The 19,661-nt window shown below is 72.5% G+C and carries 15 protein-coding genes; 7 read left to right on the forward strand and 8 right to left on the reverse strand.

The annotated features are described in order from the left end of the window. Positions 1–112: 112 nt before the first annotated feature. Positions 113–3,112 carry a protein kinase gene (locus tag IO36_RS36830; RefSeq protein WP_037626831.1) on the reverse strand — a complete coding sequence of 1,000 codons (3,000 nt, stop codon included), beginning with the start codon at positions 3,110–3,112 and terminating at the stop codon, positions 113–115. A gap of 209 nt (positions 3,113–3,321) precedes the next feature. Continuing rightward, positions 3,322–5,487, reverse strand: coding sequence for a serine/threonine-protein kinase (locus IO36_RS36835; protein ID WP_037626833.1), 2,166 nt, complete (start codon positions 5,485–5,487; stop codon positions 3,322–3,324). 276 nt (positions 5,488–5,763) lie between these two features. Here IO36_RS36835 and IO36_RS36840 point away from each other — a divergent pair, with 276 nt between their 5' ends. Further along, positions 5,764–6,840 carry a serine hydrolase domain-containing protein gene (locus IO36_RS36840; protein WP_037626836.1) on the forward strand — a complete coding sequence of 359 codons (1,077 nt, stop codon included), beginning with the start codon at positions 5,764–5,766 and terminating at the stop codon, positions 6,838–6,840. 70 nt (positions 6,841–6,910) lie between these two features. On the opposite strand, the gene IO36_RS36845 is transcribed toward IO36_RS36840, so the two are convergent. Further along, positions 6,911–8,617 (reverse strand): glycerol-3-phosphate dehydrogenase/oxidase, encoded by a 1,707-nt coding sequence (locus IO36_RS36845; RefSeq protein ID WP_037626837.1) that lies wholly within the window; start codon positions 8,615–8,617, stop codon positions 6,911–6,913. 270 nt (positions 8,618–8,887) lie between these two features. On the opposite strand from IO36_RS36845, the gene IO36_RS36850 reads away from it, so the two are divergent. Together IO36_RS36850 and IO36_RS36855 are read left to right on the forward strand one after the other, a co-directional pair. After that, positions 8,888–10,096: a nucleotide sugar dehydrogenase gene (locus tag IO36_RS36850; protein ID WP_037626838.1), complete on the forward strand. Its 1,209-nt coding sequence runs from the start codon at positions 8,888–8,890 to the stop codon at positions 10,094–10,096. 152 nt (positions 10,097–10,248) lie between these two features. Next, the gene (locus tag IO36_RS36855; RefSeq protein ID WP_037626840.1) at positions 10,249–10,836 is read left to right on the forward strand and encodes a hypothetical protein; all 588 of its coding nucleotides are present in this window, start codon (positions 10,249–10,251) and stop codon (positions 10,834–10,836) included. An 83-nt stretch (positions 10,837–10,919) separates the two neighbouring features. On the opposite strand, the gene IO36_RS36860 is transcribed toward IO36_RS36855, so the two are convergent. From IO36_RS36860 to IO36_RS36875, 4 genes are all read right to left on the reverse strand, one after another. Further along, positions 10,920–12,044: a GuaB3 family IMP dehydrogenase-related protein gene (locus IO36_RS36860; protein ID WP_037626843.1), complete on the reverse strand. Its 1,125-nt coding sequence runs from the start codon at positions 12,042–12,044 to the stop codon at positions 10,920–10,922. A 140-nt stretch (positions 12,045–12,184) separates the two neighbouring features. After that, positions 12,185–13,693: an IMP dehydrogenase gene (gene guaB / locus IO36_RS36865; RefSeq protein ID WP_037626845.1), complete on the reverse strand. Its 1,509-nt coding sequence runs from the start codon at positions 13,691–13,693 to the stop codon at positions 12,185–12,187. Between the two features lie 423 nt (positions 13,694–14,116). Further along, positions 14,117–14,692, reverse strand: a complete 576-nt coding sequence (locus tag IO36_RS36870; RefSeq protein ID WP_037626847.1) for a sigma-70 family RNA polymerase sigma factor — start codon at positions 14,690–14,692, stop codon at positions 14,117–14,119. A 274-nt stretch (positions 14,693–14,966) separates the two neighbouring features. After that, positions 14,967–15,578 (reverse strand): response regulator transcription factor, encoded by a 612-nt coding sequence (locus tag IO36_RS36875; RefSeq protein WP_003948568.1) that lies wholly within the window; start codon positions 15,576–15,578, stop codon positions 14,967–14,969. A 389-nt stretch (positions 15,579–15,967) separates the two neighbouring features. On the opposite strand from IO36_RS36875, the gene IO36_RS36880 reads away from it, so the two are divergent. Beyond that, positions 15,968–16,297 (forward strand): WhiB family transcriptional regulator, encoded by a 330-nt coding sequence (locus IO36_RS36880; RefSeq protein WP_037626848.1) that lies wholly within the window; start codon positions 15,968–15,970, stop codon positions 16,295–16,297. A gap of 62 nt (positions 16,298–16,359) precedes the next feature. Here IO36_RS36880 and IO36_RS36885 read toward each other — a convergent pair whose 3' ends face one another. Continuing rightward, a complete protein-coding gene (locus IO36_RS36885) occupies positions 16,360–17,256 on the reverse strand; it encodes a LysR family transcriptional regulator (RefSeq protein WP_037626850.1) in 897 nt (298 codons plus the stop codon). A 79-nt stretch (positions 17,257–17,335) separates the two neighbouring features. Between IO36_RS36885 and IO36_RS36890 the strand changes: the two genes are divergently transcribed. The 3 genes from IO36_RS36890 to IO36_RS36900 all read left to right on the forward strand — a co-directional run bounded on the left by IO36_RS36890 (position 17,336) and on the right by IO36_RS36900 (position 19,634). Beyond that, entirely contained in the window at positions 17,336–18,001 is a 666-nt protein-coding gene (locus IO36_RS36890) for an MOSC domain-containing protein (RefSeq protein ID WP_037626851.1), read from the forward strand. Positions 18,002–18,077: 76 nt separating this feature from the next. Then, complete coding sequence (locus tag IO36_RS36895; RefSeq protein ID WP_037626852.1) at positions 18,078–18,851, forward strand: SDR family NAD(P)-dependent oxidoreductase; 774 nt, start codon at positions 18,078–18,080, stop codon at positions 18,849–18,851. A gap of 201 nt (positions 18,852–19,052) precedes the next feature. Further along, positions 19,053–19,634 (forward strand): DUF2165 family protein, encoded by a 582-nt coding sequence (locus IO36_RS36900; protein ID WP_037626854.1) that lies wholly within the window; start codon positions 19,053–19,055, stop codon positions 19,632–19,634. Positions 19,635–19,661 lie beyond the last annotated feature (27 nt).

Genomic DNA, 19,661 nt, shown 5'->3' on the forward strand with positions numbered 1-19,661 from the left:
CCTACGGAGACCGCACTGTGACGGTTGTCGCTTCCCTCTACGGAAGGGAACCGTTTGGTGTTCAAGCGCCCCCGCCTGCCCAAACACGGCCTGCGGCGCGCAAAACGGTTGTTCAGCGGGTGACTTGGTACGTCGACGACGCCTGTTCGTAGAGCCGGGTCACCTCGTCGCGCTCCGCGTCCGGACCGCGGACCTGCACCACGTGGTAGTGCCCGGAGACGAGGATCGCGAGGTTGCGCACATAGAGCGAGTGCCCCGCGGAGTCCTGCCAGGTGAACTGGCCCTCGGCCATGGACCTGCCGCCCACGTCGATGCGCCGCATCCCGCTGGAGGTGGCCCAGGTGGAGTCGCGGAAGGGCTGCAACTCCTTCTCGCTCTCGCGCTGGTAGGTCATCGGGTCGCTGCCGTACGTGGCCGTCCCGTCCCGTCCGGGGACGACGATGAGCTCGAAGTCCCCCTGGGAGTAGACGACCTGGCCGCGCCCGTTCTTCGGCGAGCGGGTCCAGCCGCTCGCCACCGCGACCTGGAAGCCCTCCGGGTCCTTGCGGAGCGTGAACCCCTGGGCGACGTCGGGGTCGGAGGCGGTGTGCGAGCTCGAACCGGCCGTCTTCGAGGGACTCGTGCCGGGGTCGGGCGAGGACTGGTCGGAGGAGGGCGCGCTGCTCGCCGACGGGTCCCCGCCGGACGGCGAGGCGGGGCCCGCCTGCCCCGCGTTGCCGGTCCGCTCGTCGGCGGCGCCGTCGCGATCCGCCTTCGGCATGAAGACGACCGCGTACGCGACCGCCGCGGCCAGCAGGACCAGGACCAGCAGGAGCAGGTTCCGGCCCAGCCTGCGGGGGGCCTCGTTCTCCTGCCGGGCCCGCTTGTGGCGGGCGTGCGGGCTGGTCGCGGGCAGCCCGGCGCGGCGCCTGCGGACGATCTCGCCCCGGCGCCTGACGATCGGCAGCCGGCTCGGGTCCACGGGCGGCACGGGCACGACGTGCGTCCCGGCCTCGGGCTCGGGCGCGGAGCGCACCAACGAGCGCAGCCAGCCGCGCAGTTCCTCGAAGTCCAGGCGCTCGGTGGGGTCCTGGCGCAGCAGCGACTCGACGACGGGCCGCAGCGGCCCGCACTCCTCGGCGAAGGCCGGCGGCTCCGCGCACACCAGCTGGACCAGCTCGGCGGTGTTCTCCTCCGGATAGGGGGCGTGTCCCTGCACGGCGCGGAAGAGCAGCGCGCCGAGCGCCCACAGGTCCGTCGCCGGGCCGATCGGGGCGGCCAGCTGCCAGTTCTCGTGCACCGGTCCGGCCTGCTCCGGGGCCCAGCGTTCGGTGACCGGTCCGACCAGGGCCATGCGCGCCTGCCGGGCCCGCTCGGCCGCGAGCGCGGTGGCCGGTCCCCGGCGCGGCGGTGCCCCGGCGGCCGGGCCGTCCCAGCCGCCGCGGCCGGAGCCGTGCGGGGCGGGAACGGGACTTCCCGGGACGCCCGGCGCCCGGGCGGGGCCGGTGGCCGGGGAGAGGCCGGGCGGACGGTGCCCGGGGTCGGCGAAACCGCCGGGGGGTACGGGCACCTGGGTGCCGCCGGGCACCTGGAATCCGCCGTGGGTCCGGCCGCCGTCCGCGGCTCCGGAGTCTCCGAAGGGTCCCCCGGGTGCGGGGACACCGGGACGGGAGCCGTGCCCCGGGCCGCGGGGGGCCTGTCCGGGTGCGAGCGCAGAGGGGCCGTACAGCGGGTCCCCGGGCGCGGGTCCGGCGCCGGGTCCCGGGGGGAGCGTCGGGTGGGTCCGGCCGTCGCCGCCGAGGGTTCCGGCGGGCCCCGGCCGCGTTCCGTACCTGCCGGTGCCGCCGACCCCGTACGGGTCGGCTATCTGGCCCGGGGGCGCGCCGTCCGGGTGCCGGCGGCCGTCCTGACCGGTGCCGCCGGGGTGGCCGGTCTGTGCGGGCAGCTGCGGCGGGACGGGCGCCCGGGTGCCCGGGGAGGTGCCGTACCCGCCGTCCTGGCCGGTCCGCTCGCCGGGCGCCGCGGGACGGGGTGCCGGAAGGGCGAGCGGGTCGCCCCGCCGCTCCCCCTGCACCCGGGCGGCGGCCCGCGCTCCGGCGCGGTACGCGGCGATCGCTCCGGCGCGGGCGGCACGGATGTCGTCCCCGGCGTCCTCGCCGCCCTCACGGGTCCGCCCTCCGCCGTCCGCCGCGGGCGCGCCCGCGGGACCGCCGGGGACCGCCGGACCGGCGGCTTCGAGCGCGCGCGGGCCACGGCCCGCCGCGGGGGCCCCGGGGACCGGTGCCCCGGGGACGGGTGTTCCCTGCTCGGCGCGGGCCTCGATCGCCGCCCGCCGGGCCGCCTCGGCGTCGGCGCCGCTCGTGGCCGCCACCGCGACACCGCGCGGGGCACCCCCGAATCCGGTCCCGCCGACGGCGGGACCGCGCGCACCGGCGGAGGCACCCGGAGCGGTGCCCGCCGCTGCCGGGCCGCCGTCCCCGGGCCGGCCGGTGCGGGGACCGGCCGTGACGTCTTCCTCGGGCGCCGGTACGGGGTCGTATCCGCACAGCGCCTCTTCGGCGGCCCCGGCCGCCAGTCCGGTGAGCAGGACCCGTCCGTCGTCGCAGACGAGCACCGTGCGCGCGGTGATGTTGCGGTGCACCCAGCCGTGGGCGTGCAGGACCCGCAGCGCGGTCAGGACGTCGGCGGCGACCTCGGCGGCGCGATAGGGGCTGAGCGGCCTCTCGGCGAGGAGCGCGGCCAGCGGCCGGGCGGGCACCAGCTCACTGACGATCCACAGCGAACCGCCCTCGGCGAACACATCGAAGACCTGGTCGAGCCGGGGGTGGTCGGGGATCCGCGCTGCCGCCTGCGCCGCGTCGATCGCGCGCAGCACCGCCGGTTCGGTGGGACGCCGGTTCGTGCGCGCCGATGCCCGCCGCACCCCGCCGTCGCGGGCCACGAACCCGTCGGGCAGTCCGTCCGCGTCGAGCACCTCGGCCTCGACGACCTCGGGCAACGGCACCTGACGGACCAGGACTTCCTGCCCGCTGTAGGTGTCGAAGGCCCGGCTCTCGGCGAGTTCGTACTCGTCGGACGGCGGCAGGGGCAGGCGGTAGCGGTCGGCCAGTACCCGTCCCGCGTAGTCGTCCACGATGCTCCCCCAGCCGACCGGTTGGTCAATTCCGTTCGCCGTGCGTTCCGTTGTGGCTTCGTTCGGTCCGCAACCACTCACGATACGTGCCCGGGGCAACCCGCAGAGCGGTGATGCCGGATCTCGGGCCCTGTTCGTCGCGGAACGTCACCCGGGGGTGCCGTCAGGACCGGTCCGGACCCCGACGGCACCCCCGGGTACCCCGTGCGTCACGACTTGGGCTGGAACGTCCCGGTCAGCGTCGCCCAGGTGCTCTTGCGCAGCGCGCTGTCCCAGCCGGAGTCCTTCGCCGTGTACATCAGCCCGTACCCCTGGTGCGAGTTCACGACGAAACCACGGTCGATCGTGTGGAACGTGGTGCCGCCGTCCACCGACGTGAACTCCCAGTCGGCGGTGTTCCAGCCCCGGTAGTCCACCTTCTCTATGCTGATCCGCCGGTACTGGGAGCGCGTCATGTAGCGCTCCTGGTTCTTCCAGTCCGCGACCGGGTCGTCCTTGGGCGTCGACGTCCAGCCCACCAGGAGCTTCTGCCCGTCGGGGCCGGTGAAGCGGACTCCCGCGGAGTCCTGGGACTGGTACTTCCACCCCTTGGGCAGCCCGATCGAGAAGCCCTGGCCGCTCTTGTAGGTCCTCACGGCGGTGGAACCCGAGCCCGGCTCCTTGCCGCCGGTGCTCGTGCCGTCCGCCCCGCTCGCGTCGTCGTCCGTGTCCGAGGACGTGTTCGCACTGTCGTCCGAACCGGAGCCGGAGGTGTCGTCGGAGCCGGAACCCGACTTGTCGCCGCTGTCGGTGTGCGCGGCGTCGCTCTTGCTCTTGCCGTCGCTCTTGCCGTCACCGCCGCTCTTGCCGCCGCCGGAGCCCGGCGTGCTGGACGCGGTGCTCTTGGCGCCGCCGCCGGAGCCGCTCTTGGCGCCGTTGTCGTCCCCGCCGCCGCCGAAGGTGATGGCCAGCACGGTGCCGACCACGGCCAGCGCAACGACGACCGCGAGGATCACGAGGGTGCGCCGCGGCACGACGTCGGTGATCGAGGCCTTGGGCGCCGGGCGCGCCGGGCGCTCGGGAGCCACCGGCCATCCGGACCCGGAACCGCCACGCCGGCCGCCGGCGCCCGCACCGGAGGTGCCCGGCCTGCCGTCGGGGCCGGCCTTCTGCGCCGGCACGGACGCGTTCACCGCGGTCGCGGGCGCGGAGGTGTCACCGGCCGTGCCGGACTCCCCGCCGGTGCCCGAAGCCGTCTGCGGGGAGGCCGCCTTGACGGCTCCGTCCCCGGTGGTGGAGGCCGGGGAGCCGGCCGTCTTGGCGCGGGCCGTCGCCGCCGACGTGGCCGCCGCGGTGGCGGCACCGGCCGCGGTCGCGGCCTTGCGCACCGACCGCAGGGCCCCGCGCAGCCGCTCCGCGGGCTCCTCGCCCTTCTTCGCGCCGGAGGCCGCACCGCCGCGCCGGGAGGGCTCCTCCGGCAGCGGGGGCATGGCCACGACCTTCGTCGCGTCCTGCGGCTCCGGCTCGCCCTTCCCGGGTGCCGTCGCGTTCAGCACGTCGTTGAGCAGGGTCCGGGCGCCCGCGTCGTCGAGCCTCTGCTCGGGGTCCTTGGCCAGCAGGCCGTAGATCACCTTCTCCAGCGGGCCCGCGTTCTTGGGCTGTTCGACCGGCTCGGTCATCACCGCGGTCAGCGTCGCGATCGCGGAGCCCTTGTCGTACGGCGGCACGCCCTCGACCGCCGCGTACAGCAGTCCGCCCAGCGACCACAGGTCGGCGGCGGGTCCGGGCTTGTGACCGCGAGCCCGCTCCGGCGAGATGTAGGAGGGCGCGCCGACGAGCATGCCGGTCGAGGTGATGGACGGGTCGCCCTCCACCTGGGCGATGCCGAAGTCGGTGAGCACGACCCGGCCGTCGTCGCCGGAGATCAGCACGTTCGACGGCTTCACGTCGCGGTGCAGGATGCCCTCGCGGTGCGCCGCCTGGAGCACGTCGAGGATCGCGAGCCCCACCTCGGCGGCACGCCTCGGCGTGAGCAGCCCGTCCTCACGGATGGCCTCGGCGAGGGACTTGCCCTCGATGAGTTCCATGACGATCCAGGGCCGGTTGTCCTCGTCGACCACGTCGAAGACCGTCACCGCGCCGCTGTTGCGGATCCGCGCGATGGCCTTGGCCTCCCGCAGCGTGCGCGTGATCAGCCGGCGCTTCTCGTCCTCGTCGATGGCCGACGGGAACCGCAGCTCCTTCACGGCGACGGTGCGGCCGAGGGTCTCGTCCTCGGCGCGCCACACCGTGCCCATGCCGCCGCGGCCGAGAACGTCCCCCAGCCGGTACCGCCCGGCGAGGAGACGTTCGCTCTTGTCCTGACGGGATGCTCCCGCCCGCTCCGCCTCCGACATGCGTCCCCTCATGCAACCCGCCCTGACAGAGCCTCCATTGTCCCTCACCCGACAAGTGCCCAGCGCCCTGGGGGCCCCTGGAACCGCAACAGCTCGGCCAGCGGGACGAACGGACCCGGCCGGCGGCTCGCCCACGGCACACGGCAGGCACCCTCCGGCCACCCCCGGACCCGGTCGGCGGGACCGCGGCACCCGGTCCGAAAACCGTCTCCCCGCCGTGATCGAAAGACACAGCCACGTACCCCATGATGGGCCGCGGCAAGGAAGGAGCCGGCGATGCGAGCGCCCCGGACACCTCGGACACTCCTGGCCATACCCCTGTGCCTGGCGCTGCTCACCCTGGTGCGGACGGGCCTTCCGGAGCACTCCCCGGTCGCCGCGCGGACGGCCGCCGGCCGGAGCGTGCGCACCGCGCTCACCCGCCTGGTGACCCGGGGCGGCGCTCCCGCCGCCGCCCTGCTCGCCGACGACGCGTCCGGTTCGCGCTTCATGAGCACCGGCACCGGAATGGCTCGTTCCGATCATTTCCGCGCCGGGAGCGTCACCAAGTCGTTCATCGCGACGGTCGTCCTGCAACTCGCCGCCGAACACCGGCTGTCCCTGTCCGACTCCGTCGAGGACCATCTGCCCGGCCTGGTGCACGGCGCGGGCAACGACGGCCGCCGCATCACCCTGCGCGCCCTGCTCCAGCACACCAGCGGCCTCTACGACTTCACCCGTACGACCAGGGGTGCCGTCCCCGTGACCCCGCCTCAGGCCCTGCGCATCGCCCTCACCCATCCCTCCACCGGCCGTGGCCGCTACGCCTACTCGAACACCGACTACGTGGTGCTCGGCATGATCGTCGAGCAGGTCACCGGCCACTCGTACGCCACCGAGGCCGAGCGGCGCATCATCACCCCCCTTCGTCTGACCGGTACTTCGTTCCCGGGCGGCCGCACCTCGCTTCCCTCTCCGCACGGCCGCGCCTACGCCGCCGACGGCTCGGACGTCACCGAGCTCGACCCCCGCGTGGCCGGCGCGGCGGGCGAGCTGGTGAGCACCCTGGCCGACCTGAACCGCTTCTACGCGGCCCTGCTCGGCGGCCGGCTGCTGCCCTCGCACTGGCTGCGCGAGATGCTCGACACCCGTGCCGCACACGGCGCGTACGGCATGGGCCTGTTCCCCTTGAAGCTGCCGTGCGGGACCACGGTGTGGGGACACAACGGCCGGATCTCCGGCAGCTACGTGCGCAGCGCGGCCACCGTCGACGGTCGTCACGTCCTCACCTTCCGGGTGAACACGGGCGGGGTCACGGACCCGGCGCTCGAACCGGCCCTGCTCGCCGCCGAGTTCTGTCCCCGCACCCCGTAGAACGGCCGGGCCCCGGGCCGAGATCCCGGATCGGTACACCCGTTCGAGTGATATCCCGGGAGGGACGAGGTCAGAACTGCACGATGTCCGGAGCCCCCAGCCGGGCCGCGTCCGCGGTCAGGTCGTCCGGCTGGCGCTGGGACTCCCGCTCGGCCTCGACCCGCTTCTCGTAGTGCTCGACCTCGCGTTCGATCTGGCCCTTGTCCCAGCCGAGCACCGGCGCCATCAGCTCCGCGGCCTCGCGGGCGCTGCGGGTGCCCCGGTCGAAGGTCTCGATGGAGATGCGGGTGCGCCGGGTCAGCACGTCGTCCAGGTGACGGGCACCCTCGTGCGAGGCGGCGTAGACGATCTCGGCGCGGAGGTAGTCCTCGGCGGCCGGCAGCGGCTCACCGAGGGACGGGTCACCCGCGATGAGGTCGAGGAGTTCCTCGGCGAGGGAGCCGTACCGGTTCAACAGGTGCTCCACGCGCACCACGTGGATGCCGGTGCGCGCGGCGATCCGCGCCCGGGCGTTCCACAGCGCGCGGTACCCCTCGGCGCCGAGCAGCGGGACGTCCTCGGTGACGCACTCGGCGACGCGCTGGTCGAGACCGTGCACCGCCTCGTCCACCGCGTCCTTGGCCATGACCCGGTAGGTCGTGTACTTGCCGCCCGCGACCACCACGAGTCCGGGCACCGGATGGGCCACGGTGTGCTCGCGCGAGAGCTTGCTGGTGGCGTCCGACTCGCCCGCCAGCAGCGGGCGCAGCCCCGCGTACACCCCCTCGACGTCGTCGCGGGAGAGCGGGACGGAGAGCACCGAGTTCACGTGTTCCAGCAGATAGTCGATGTCGGCGCTGGAGGCCGCCGGGTGGGCCTTGTCCAGGTCCCAGTCGGTGTCGGTGGTGCCGATGATCCAGTGGCGGCCCCACGGGATCACGAACAGCACGGACTTCTCGGTGCGCAGGATGAGCCCGGTCGAGGAGTTGATCCGGTCCTTCGGCACGACCAGATGGATGCCCTTGGACGCGCGGACGTGGAACTGGCCCCGCTCCCCGACCATGGCCTGGGTGTCGTCGGTCCACACGCCGGTGGCGTTGACGATCTGGCGGGCGCGGACGTCGTACTCGCCGCCGCCCTCGATGTCGCGCACCCGGGCCCCGACCACCCGCTCGCCCTCGCGCAGGAACCCGGTGACCCGGGCACGGTTGGCGACCTTGGCCCCGTACGAGGCGGCCGTGCGCACCAGGGTCGCCACATAGCGGGCGTCGTCCATCTGGGCGTCGTAGTACTGAAGGGCGCCGATCAGCGCGTCCTTCTTCAAGGCCGGTGCGACGCGCAGGGCGTGGCGGCGGGTCAGATGGCGGTGGGCGGGCAGCCCTCTGCCGTGGCCGCGGGCCATCGACATGGCGTCGTACAGCGCGACGCCCGATCCCGCGTACAGCCGCTCCCAGCCCTTGTGCTGGAGGGGGTAGAGGAACGGGACGGGCTTGACCAGGTGCGGCGCGAGCCGTTCGAGGAGCAGCCCGCGTTCCTTGAGCGCCTCGCGGACGAGCGCGAAGTCGAGCATCTCCAGATACCGCAGACCGCCGTGGATCAGTTTGCTGGATCTGCTCGAGGTGCCCGACGCCCAGTCGCGCGCCTCGACCAGTCCGGTGGACAGACCGCGTGTCACGGCGTCCAGCGCGGTGCCGGCGCCGACCACGCCCGCGCCCACGACCAGCACGTCCAGCTCACGCTCGGCCATTCCCGCCAGAGACTCGGCCCGCTCGGCCGGCCCCAGTGTCGCTGTCCTCACCGCTGCCTCCCGCTGTAGGTCGCGCTGGCCGCACCTGTCCGGCGACGCCCGGCTCACATCCCCCCTGCCCAAAGTCTGACCGTCTCTCCCCTCATCGGCCACCGTCCGTCCGCAGCCTGTGGACAACTCTCGGCGACGCGCACGGAATCTTGATCGATCAATCCCGCAAATCGGTCATATTTACTCCTAGTCTGACATTGCGCTCGTCCGTCCTGTCCACCGGGCTTGCGCACCTGTCCCGCATCGGTTACTGGGAAGGACGGCCCATCCATGCCCGCAGACCTCGCCGTCATCGGACTCGGTCACCTCGGCCTGCCCCTGGCCCAGGCCGCCGTCGCCGCCGGCATCCCCACCCTCGGCTACGGAACCGGACCCGAAGGGGGCTCCCTCACTCCCGCGGAACTGCGCCGGATGCTCTCGGGGGGCTTCCGGCCCACCACCAACCCGGCCGAGCTGGGCCGCGTACGCACCGCCGTCATCTGCGCCCCGACCCCGCAGGGCGCGGACGGCACCCCCGACCTCGGCCACGTGGAGTCGGCGGCCCGCACGCTGGCGGCGCGGCTGCGTCCGCACACCACCGTGATCCTGGAGTCGTCCGTGCACCCCGGCACCACCGAGGGTTTCCTGCGCCCGCTCCTGGAGGAGGGCTCCGGACTGCGCGCGGGACGCGACTTCCACCTCGCCTACTCGCCCAGCCGGGTCGACCCCGGCAACCGCGACATCACCCCCGCCGGCACACCGAAGGTCATCGGCGGCCTCACCCCGGCGTGCACCGAGTCGGCCGCCGCCTTCTACGGACGGCTGACCGACAAGGTCGTCCGTGCGCGGGGACCCCGCGAGGCGGAGACCGTGCAGGTCCTGGAGACCAATTTCCGGCACGTCAACATCGCGCTCGTCAACGAGATGGCCGTGCTCTGCCACGACCTGGGCGTCGATCTGTGGGACGTGATCCGCTGCGCGGAGACCAAGCCGTTCGGGTTCCAGGCGTTCCGGCCCGGCCCCGGCGTCGGCGGACACGGGATCGCGCAGGACCTCGGCGGCCCCTCCGGGCGCCCGCTGCGCATGGTCGAACTGGCCCGCCAGGTCAACGACCACATGCCCCGGTACGTCGTCCAGCGCGCCGCCGCGCTCCTCAACGAACACGGGAAGTCCGCCCGTGCCGCGCGCGTGCTCCTCCTCGGCGTCACCTACAAGGCGGACATCGCCGACCGGCAGGGCACCCCGGCCCACGAGATCGCCGTACGGCTGATGGAGCTCGGCGCCTCCGTCAGCTACCACGACCCGCACGTGCCGGCCTGGAGCGTCCTCGGGCGGCCCGTCCCGCGCGCCGACTCCCTCTACGAGGCCGCGGCCGACGCCGACCTGACGATCCTGCTCCAGCAGCACCGCACCTACGACCTGCAAGGACTGTCCGTGAAGGCCCAGCTCCTGCTCGACACTCGGGGTGCGACCCCGACCGGGGCGGCGCACCGGCTCTGATCCCTCGCGAAATCCCCTCACCGATTGTCACCGCCCCCTGCTAACCTGCGGCAGCTCTCGCACACACGTACGCCCATGCCCCGGGCGCCGTCAGGTGTGCGGCGAGATCCACGCGCACCCCACGGTGCGCCCGCATCCCTGGGGGGAACCACATGAGTGAGTCGACGCCGCCGTCCGGTCCACCGGTCGACGCCAACCCTTACGCGACCGCGCCCGCGGCGCCCGCCGACCAGCCGCCCGTACCGCCGGGGACCGCCGTGCCGCAGGGCGCCCCGCAGTTCGCGGCCCAGCCGGGCTTCCCGGTCGCGCCCGCCGCCCCCGCCGGCCCGGTGCGCAACAACTTCCCGCTCGGCCTCGTCGCCGCCATCGGCGCCGGCGTCGTCTCCGCGATCCTGTACGGCCTCGTCACCGGCCTCACCAAGCACGAGATCGGTTACGCAGCCGTCGGTGTCGGCTTCCTGGTGGGCATCGCCGCGGGCCGCGTCGGCGGCCGCAGCCAGACGCTCCCGGTCGCCAGCGTGATCGTCTCCGTCGCCGCGATCTACCTCGGCCAGCTGATCGGCGAGGCCATGATCATCGCCGATCACTTCGACGTCGGCTTCAGCAAGGTCTTCTTCGACCACTTCAGCGTGGCCCAGGAAGCCTGGAAGGCCGACGCCGACCCGCTGACCTTCGTCTTCTTCGCCATCGCGGCCTACGTGGCGTTCCAGAGCACCCGCAAGGCCGGACACGGTCACTGACCCGTCGCTCCGGACATGCGAGAAGGGCCCCCGCCGAATCGGCGGGGGCCCTTCCACGTGCCGGACCGGCGTGAGCCGGGCGGCTAGCGCTTGTGCTGGGAGTCCGCGACCGTCACCTCGACGCGCTGGAACTCCTTGAGCTCGCTGTAGCCGGTGGTGGCCATCGCGCGGCGCAGGGCGCCGAAGATGTTCATCGAGCCGTCCGGGATGTGCGACGGGCCGGTGAGGATCTCCTCGATGGTGCCGACGGTGCCGAGGTCCACCTTCTTGCCGCGCGGCAGCTCCTCGTTCACCGCCTCCATGCCCCAGTGGTGGCCGCGGCCCGGCGCGTCGGTGGCGCGCGCGAGCGGGGAGCCCATCATCACGGAGTCGGCGCCGCAGGCGATGGCCTTGGGGAGGTCGCCGGACCAGCCCACGCCGCCGTCGGCGATGACGTGCACGTACCGGCCGCCGGACTCGTCCATGTAGTCGCGGCGGGCCGCGGCGACGTCCGCGACGGCGGTGGCCATCGGGACCTGGATGCCCAGCACGTTGCGCGTGGTGTGCGCGGCGCCGCCGCCGAAACCGACGAGGACACCGGCCGCGCCGGTGCGCATCAGGTGCAGCGCCGCGGTGTACGTGGCGCAGCCGCCGACGATCACCGGGACGTCGAGCTCGTAGATGAACTGCTTCAGGTTCAGCGGCTCGGCGGCACCGGAGACGTGCTCGGCCGAGACCGTCGTACCGCGGATGACGAAGATGTCCACGCCCGCGTCGACGACGGCCTTGGAGAACTGCGCCGTGCGCTGCGGGGAGAGGGCGGCGGCGGTGACGACACCGGAGTCGCGCACCTCCTTGATGCGCTGCCCGATCAGCTCCTCCTTGATGGGAGCCGCGTAGATCTCCTGGAGCCGGCGGGTCGCGCGCTCCGCGTCCAGCCCGGCGATCTCGTCGAGCAGCGGCTGCGGGTCGTCGTACCGCGTCCAGAGGCCTTCCAGGTTCAGGACGCCGAGGCCGCCCAGCTCGCCGATGCGGATCGCGGTGGCCGGGGAGACGACCGAGTCCATGGGAGCGGCCAGGAACGGCAGCTCGAAGCGGTACGCGTCGATCTGCCAGGCGATCGAGACCTCCTTCGGGTCCCGCGTACGGCGGCTCGGGACGACGGCGATGTCGTCGAAGGCGTACGCCCGGCGGCCGCGCTTGCCGCGCCCGATCTCGATCTCAGTCACGTTGTGGCCTCTTTCCCTCTTCGCTTCTGCGCCTCCCAGTATCCCCGACGCCCACGACAAGGGCGGCCCCGGAACCTCCGGGACCGCCCTCGTGGCGGGCTTCCACGCGTGCGTGCAAGCCCGGTCAGGTGTACGGGTGACTACTTCAGGCGGCTGTAGTTCGGCGCCTCTACCGTCATCTGGATGTCGTGCGGGTGGCTCTCCTTGAGGCCCGCCGAGGTGATCCGCACGAACCGGCCGTTCTCCTGCAGCTCGGGCACGGTGCGGCCGCCGACGTAGAACATCGACTGGCGCAGACCGCCGACCAGCTGGTGGACGACCGCGGAGAGCGGGCCGCGGTAGGGCACCTGGCCCTCGATGCCCTCGGGGACGAGCTTCTCGTCGGAGGCGACGCCCTCCTGGAAGTAACGGTCCTTGGAGAAGGAGCGCTGCTCGCCACGGGACTGCATGGCGCCCAGGGAGCCCATGCCGCGGTACGACTTGAACTGCTTGCCGTTGATGAAGAGCAGCTCGCCCGGGGACTCCTCGCAGCCCGCGAGCAGCGAGCCGAGCATCACCGTGTCGGCGCCCGCGACCAGGGCCTTGGCGATGTCTCCGGAGTACTGGAGGCCACCGTCGCCGATGACCGGGACACCGGCCGCCTTGGCGGCGAGCGACGCCTCGTAGATCGCGGTGACCTGCGGGACGCCGATGCCGGCGACGACGCGGGTGGTGCAGATGGAGCCGGGGCCGACACCGACCTTGATGCCGTCGACGCCGGCGTCGATGAGCGCCTGCGCGCCGTCACGGGTGGCGATGTTGCCGCCGATGACGTCGACGCCCGAGGAGTTCGACTTGATCTTGGCGACCATGTCGCCGACCAGCCGGGAGTGGCCGTGCGCGGTGTCGACGACGATGAAGTCGACGCCCGCCTCGATCAGCGCCTGGGCGCGCTCGAACGCGTCGCCCGCAACACCGACGGCCGCGCCGACCAGCAGGCGGCCCTCGGCGTCCTTGGCGGCGTTCGGGTACTTCTCGGCCTTGACGAAGTCCTTGACCGTGATGAGGCCCTTGAGGACGCCCGTGTCGTCGACCAGCGGAAGCTTCTCGATCTTGTGGCGGCGCAGGAGCTGCATCGCGTCGTGGCCGGAGATGCCGACCTTGCCCGTGACCAGCGGCATCGGCGTCATGACGTCGCGCACCTGCTGCGAGCGGTCGGTCTCGAAGGCCATGTCGCGGTTGGTGACGATGCCGAGCAGCTTGCCTCCGCCGTCGGTGACCGGCACACCGGAGATGCGGAACTTGGCGCAGATCGCGTCGGCCTCGACGAGCGTGGCGTCCGGGCGCACGGTGATCGGGTCGGTGACCATGCCGGACTCGGAGCGCTTCACCAGGTCGACCTGGTTGGCCTGGTCCTCGATGGACAGGTTGCGGTGCAGAACACCGACGCCGCCCTGACGGGCCATCGCGATCGCCATGCGCGATTCGGTGACCTTGTCCATGGCGGCGGAGAGCAGCGGGATGTTGACCCGGACGTTCTTCGAGATGTGCGAGGCGGTGTCGATCTGGTCGGGCGCCATGTCCGACGCGCCCGGCAGCAGCAGCACGTCGTCGTAGGTCAGCCCGAGTGTCGCGAATTTGGCGGGCACTCCGTCGACGTTGGCAGTCATGACACCTTCCCCAAATGGCCTTGATCGGTGCGGATGTCCATGCTAACGGGAAGCATGGCTCTCTCATTCCACGGTTGAGGGTGGGCTTCGGCCTCGTATGTTCGTACGGGACGACGGTCGTTCCCGTTCAGACCGGGTCCGGCGGAAGCTCCGAAGTGCCCGTCCTGGCCGCCCGGCAGGGGTCGGGCGGAGGGCCGGAACCGCCCCGCTCCCTGGAGCCCGGGGCGGCACGGGGCCGTGGCGGCGGGCCCGGTCCGCACCGCCGGGACCGGTCACCTTTTGCCTGCAATTTGCGGAGGGGAAGGGTGCGGGAGGGCCCCGGACGCGGAGGCATGTGCTCTCCCGGGGTGACCGGCATCACCGGAAAGGGTGAAGCCGGACTTGACCAAAGCGGTTCCCCCACTGCTCCGCGAGGGCTCGCGACTACTGCTCCGCGAGCGCCCGCAGCCGGCTCAGCGCACGGTGCTGGGCCACCCGGACGGCGCCTGGCGACATGCCCAGCATCTGCCCCGTCTCCTCGGCCGTGAGACCGACCGCGATCCGCAGCAGGAGCAGCTCGCGCTGGTTCTCGGGGAGGTTGGCCATGAGCTTCTTGGCCCATTCGGCGTCGCTGCTGAGCAGCGCCCGCTCCTCGGGGCCGAGGGAGTCGTCGGGCCGTTCCGGCATCTCGTCGGACGGGACGGCCGTGGATCCCGGATGACGCATCGCGGCACGTTGGAGGTCGGCGACCTTGTGCGCGGCGATCGCGAAGACAAACGCCTCGAACGGACGGCCGGTGTCCTTGTACCGCGGCAGCGCGAGGAGCACCGCGACGCAGACCTCCTGCGCCAGATCCTCGACGAAGTGCCGCGCGTCCCCCGGGAGCCGGGACAGCCTCGCGCGGCAGTACCGCAGCGCGAGGGGGTGTACGTGGGCGAGCAGGTCGTGCGTGGCCTGTTCGTCGCCGTCGACCGCGCGAAGGACGAGCGCACCGATCCCCGTCGTCTCGTCTTCACGCATCGGTCCATGGTGCCTTGGCGTCGTCCTGTCCGCGGCACCGCGTCCGTAGTTGTGCACCGAAGCGTTATGAGCAGGTGCGCCGGAACTCATCTCCTGCGCCCTCCCCTTCCGCTCGACCGACTTGTCCCCAAGGAACTCCACACCTCAAGGATGCGGCATCCGCCGGGAAACGGGGATCGGACACCGAGGAGGCCCCCACCGAGGGCCCGGCCCCGCCCGCCGTTCGGCGGGCAGGGACTGCTGCCGTCATACCCATACCCGCGAGGTGGCTCACCTAGCGGACCAGGCCCCACCGGAATCCGAGCGCGACCGCGTGCGCCCGGTCCGAGGCGCCGAGCTTCTTGAAAAGACGCCGGGCGTGGGTCTTGACCGTGTCCTCGGAGAGGAACAGCTCACGGCCGATCTCCGCGTTCGAGCGCCCGTGGCTCATTCCCTCGAGGACCTGGATCTCACGCGCGGTGAGCGTGGGCGCGGCGCCCATCTCGGCCGAGCGCAGTCTGCGCGGGGCGAGCCGCCAGGTCGGGTCGGCGAGCGCCTGGGTCACGGTGGCGCGCAGCTCGGCCCGTGAGGCGTCCTTGTGGAGATAGCCGCGGGCGCCGGCGGCGACGGCGAGCGCCACCCCGTCCAGGTCCTCGGCGACGGTGAGCATGATGATGCGCGCACCGGGGTCGGCGGACAGCAGCCGCCGGACCGTCTCGACGCCGCCCAGACCGGGCATGCGTACGTCCATCAGAATCAAATCCGAACGGTCGGCTCCCCAGCGGCGGAGGACTTCCTCGCCGTTGGCCGCCGTCGTCACGCGCTCGACACCGGGCACGGTCGCGACCGCGCGGCGGAGCGCCTCTCGGGCAAGCGGGGAGTCGTCGCAGACGAGGACGGATGTCATGACCGTCCTCCGCAGCTGATGCGCGTCACCTTGAGCCTCCAGGCTGTTACGAATCGTCACCTGTGCGGTCGACACTCGCAGGCGGATATGGCCACCTACCCGAGCGCTTGTACCTTCAACCGCCTCAGCCATCTCAACGATGGTCACTCGAAAGAGTTACGGGGCAGTCGGCCGTCATCGGCACTGTACGTGAGGACACAAACACGGTGCAGACATGCGCGCCGACCCTCAACGTTTCATCACAACCCATGCCCCATTTAGCCGGTTTTCTTCCCATTCGCTGGTGTCTGAGGCTAGATTCGCAATGAGTCATATTTTCATCTCCTTAGATCGTAGATGTACGGTCGGTGGGCACAGAGCAGCCCAGAACGGCAACAAGGGGACACGCAATGGCAGATTTCTCCCGCCTTCCCGGTCCGAACGCGGACCTCTGGGACTGGCAGCTCCTCGCGGCCTGCCGAGGGGTCGACAGCTCGCTCTTCTTCCACCCGGAGGGCGAGCGTGGTGCGGCACGGAGCGCTCGTGAGAACTCGGCCAAAGAGGTCTGCATGAGATGCCCGGTGCGCGCGGAATGCGCGGCGCACGCGCTGGCGGTGCGCGAACCGTACGGCGTATGGGGCGGGCTGACCGAGGACGAGCGCGAAGAGCTCATGGGACGGGCACGCAACCGGCTGGTGTCGGCGGCGGCCACCGGAAACACATCCGCCTCGAACAACTGAAGGAACGTTTCTGCCAAGTGGGTGTACCGGCTTTGACGGTCCGGTACCTCGCGGGCGGAGCGCTAGCGGGCCGCCGCCCGGGCCAGGCGGTCCAGCGTCGCGGCCACCGCCGGCACCCCGGCGAGGTCCGGAAGGGTGAGGGCGACGATCTCCCGGCTCACCGCGGGCTCCACCGTCACGGTCCGCGCCCCCTTCGGGCGTACGGACTCGATCGCGAGCTCCGGCAGGACGGCCACGCCGAGGCCCGCGCCCACGAGTCCGACCACCGCCGGATAGTCGTCGGTGGCGAAGTCGATGCGGGGCTCGAAGCCGGCGTCGCGGCAGACCTCGACGAGCTGGCCGCGGCAGCGCGGGCAGCCGGCGATCCAGGACTCACCGGCGAACTCGCCGATCGCGACGGACTCCGAGCGGGCGAGCGGGTGCCCCTCGGGCACCAGGCCGACCAGACGGTCCGTCAGCAGGGGCCGTACGACGAGGTCGTCCCACTCCTCCGCCCCCGGGGCGTTCTCGTAGCGGAAGGCGAGCGCGATGTCGCAGTCGCCGGCCCGGAGCTTCTCCACGGACTCGGGCGGTTCGGCCTCCTCCAGGGAGACACGGGTGCCGGGGTGGGCGGCGCGCAGCGCGGCCAGGGCGGTGGGCACGAGGGTGGAGCTGCCGCTGGGGAAGGAGACCAGACGGACCCGGCCCGCGCGCAGACCGGCGATCGCGGCGACCTCCTCCTCGGCGGCCGTGAGCCCGGCGAGGATGCTGGCCGCGTGCTTGACCAGGGCCTCGCCCGCCTGCGTCAGACGCATCTCGCGGCCCGTCCTGACGAGCAGGGGGGTGCCCACGGACGACTCCAGGGCCTTCATCTGCTGGCTGACGGCGGGCTGGGTGCAGCCCAGCTCGCGGCCCGCCGCCGAGAAGGATCCGGTGGTGGCGACGGCGCGCAGGACACGGAGATGACGGGCCTCGATCACCTTTCGAGCATAAGCGCGCCTTGGGTTCTGTGCCCAATATCGCGTCGACGCTTTGGCATGTATGACCTAGCTTGATGCCATGAGGCTTCTGTCACTGAACCTGGGCCGGGCACAGGCCGTCGCGTACACCGACCAGCCCGAGGGCCTGACCGGCATCGGCAAGCTGCCGGTCGACGGGCCGGTCCGGGTGGCGGCGCCGGGCCCCAAGGGGACGGGCGGCAGCGGCCTCGCCGGGGACGCGGTGTGCGACCTGCGGCACCACGGCGGCGACGACCAGGCGGTGTACGCGGTCGCGCGCGAGGACCTCGACGCCTGGGAGGGTGAGCTCGGCCGGACGCTGCCGAACGGCATGTTCGGCGAGAACCTCACGACCCTGGGCCTCGACGTGTCCGGCGCGCTGATCGGTGAACGCTGGCGGATCGGGTCCGGTGTCGTCCTGGAGGTCACCTGCGGTCGCATCCCGTGCCGCACCTTCCAGGAGCACCTCGGCGAGAAGCGCTGGGTGAAGCGGTTCACGCTCCAGGGCGCGCCGGGCGCGTACCTGCGGGTGATCGAGCCCGGCGAGATCCGTTCCGGGGACCCGGTGGAGATCCTTCACCGGCCGGACCACGACGTGACGGTCGCCCTCCAGTTCCGCGCCGCGACCATCGAACGGAAGCTGCTGCCGCGGGTGTTGGCCGCGGGCGAGGCACTGCATCCGGAGGCCCTGGCCACGGCCCGTGAGTACGTGGCCAAGCACGGCTGACAGGGGCGTCGGCGGCCGTCGCCGGGGAACCCGTCGACGGCGGGCGGGGGGTCCGGCCGGTCACTACCCTTGCGCCATGACAACGGCTCTGATTACGGGATCGACCGCGGGGATCGGTGCCGCCTTCGCGCGGCGGCTGGCGGCGGACGGGCACGACCTCGTGCTGGTCGCGCGTGACACGAAGCGGCTGCACGAGCAGGCGACCGAGCTGCACGACAAGCACGGCATCGAGGCGGAGGTGCTCACGGCGGACCTGGCGACGGACGAGGGCATCGAGGAGGTCGCCGCCCGTCTGTCGGACCGCCGCAACCCGGTCGACCTGCTGGTCAACAACGCCGGCTTCGGCAACAAAGGCCGCTATCTGGACGTGTCGATGGCGGACGAGCTGAAAATGCTCAAGGTGCACTGCGAGGCGGTGCTCCGGCTGACGTCGGCGGCGGCCGAGGCGATGCGGGAGCGCGGCCGGGGCGGTGTCGTCAACGTGGCGTCCGTGGCCGCGTTCGTGCCGCGCGGCACCTACGGGGCGTCGAAGGCGTGGGTCGTGCAGTTCACGCAGGGCGCGGCGAAGGACCTCGCGGGCAGCGGGGTGCGGCTGATGGCGCTGGCCCCGGGCTTCGTGCGCACCGAGTTCCACGAGCGGGCCGGCATGGGCACGGACAACATCCCCAACTGGATGTGGCTGGACGCCGACAAGCTGGTCGCGGCGGCGCTGGCGGACCTGGCGCGCGGGAAGTCGCTGTCCGTTCCGGATCCGCGCTACAAGGCGCTGATGGGACTGGTGAAGGTGACCCCGCGGGCGCTGCTCGGCGGGATCTCCTCGAAGACGGGCCGCAAGTACGGCCCCCAGTAGGCCTCGGGGGGTCTCCGGCAGCGGGCCCCGTGGTGTGCGGGGGCCGGACGGTGAGGCCGGACGGGCAGGTCGAAGAGGGATCTGTCCGGGCCGGGCGGCCGGCGGCAGGCTGAAGGGGTCGAAAGCACCGGGCGGCCCCATGGTGAGGCGCCCGGGATGTCACGGCTCCCCACGCTCCGCCCCATCACCGAGGAGACTCCCATGGCGCTCACTGCCGCCCGGACGGCCCACAGCGGCGCGTCCACCCCGTCCGCCGGCCGCTCCGACCTCGCGGTGCGCTCGCGACTCGCCGCGTTCAACGCCTTCCTGCTCAGCGGGCTGACCCTGTGGCTCGGCCTCGTGACACTGAACAACCTGAACGACTTCGGGACCAACCGGGCGCTGATCAGCCGCATGCTGACCATGACGGACCTGATCCACGACCCGGTGCGCGGCAACGGCCTGCAGTGGCGGGCGCTGCCGGACTCGATGGCGTCCCCCACCCTGATCGGCGTCATCCTGTACGAGATCCTCACGGTCGCCCTGCTCGCCCGGGCCGCGGTCCTGCAGGTGCGCCGGGCGCGCGGCCTCGAGGCCGGTCTCGCCACCACACGGCACACCAACCTGGCGCTGGGCGCGTTCGTCGGTCTCTTCCTGCTCTTCCTGACCGGCGGCATGTGGTTCGGCTACTGGATCTACATCGGCGCCGCGCAGCAGGTCCACTTCACCGGCCTGATCATCGGTCTGCTGGCCGCGCTCCTGGTCAATCTCCCCTCGGTGACCGGGGCGCAGCAGGAGCGGTGAACCAGCCGGTGACCGGCACCCCCGTCG

This window comes from Streptomyces aureus (genome assembly GCF_000725495.1).
In the GTDB taxonomy this organism is placed as follows: Bacteria; Actinomycetota; Actinomycetes; order Streptomycetales; family Streptomycetaceae; genus Streptomyces; species Streptomyces aureus_B.

Coding starts and splice junctions, on each gene's coding strand:
- IO36_RS36835 (WP_037626833.1), bottom strand. CDS start 5,487: ATGTCGGAGGCGGAGCGGGCGGGAGCATCCCGTCAGGACAAGAGCGAA.
- IO36_RS36840 (WP_037626836.1), top strand. CDS start 5,764: ATGCGAGCGCCCCGGACACCTCGGACACTCCTGGCCATACCCCTGTGC.
- IO36_RS36850 (WP_037626838.1), top strand. CDS start 8,888: ATGCCCGCAGACCTCGCCGTCATCGGACTCGGTCACCTCGGCCTGCCC.
- IO36_RS36855 (WP_037626840.1), top strand. CDS start 10,249: ATGAGTGAGTCGACGCCGCCGTCCGGTCCACCGGTCGACGCCAACCCT.
- guaB (WP_037626845.1), bottom strand. CDS start 13,693: ATGACTGCCAACGTCGACGGAGTGCCCGCCAAATTCGCGACACTCGGG.
- IO36_RS36870 (WP_037626847.1), bottom strand. CDS start 14,692: ATGCGTGAAGACGAGACGACGGGGATCGGTGCGCTCGTCCTTCGCGCG.
- IO36_RS36875 (WP_003948568.1), bottom strand. CDS start 15,578: ATGACATCCGTCCTCGTCTGCGACGACTCCCCGCTTGCCCGAGAGGCG.
- IO36_RS36880 (WP_037626848.1), top strand. CDS start 15,968: ATGGCAGATTTCTCCCGCCTTCCCGGTCCGAACGCGGACCTCTGGGAC.
- IO36_RS36890 (WP_037626851.1), top strand. CDS start 17,336: ATGAGGCTTCTGTCACTGAACCTGGGCCGGGCACAGGCCGTCGCGTAC.
- IO36_RS36895 (WP_037626852.1), top strand. CDS start 18,078: ATGACAACGGCTCTGATTACGGGATCGACCGCGGGGATCGGTGCCGCC.
- IO36_RS36900 (WP_037626854.1), top strand. CDS start 19,053: ATGGCGCTCACTGCCGCCCGGACGGCCCACAGCGGCGCGTCCACCCCG.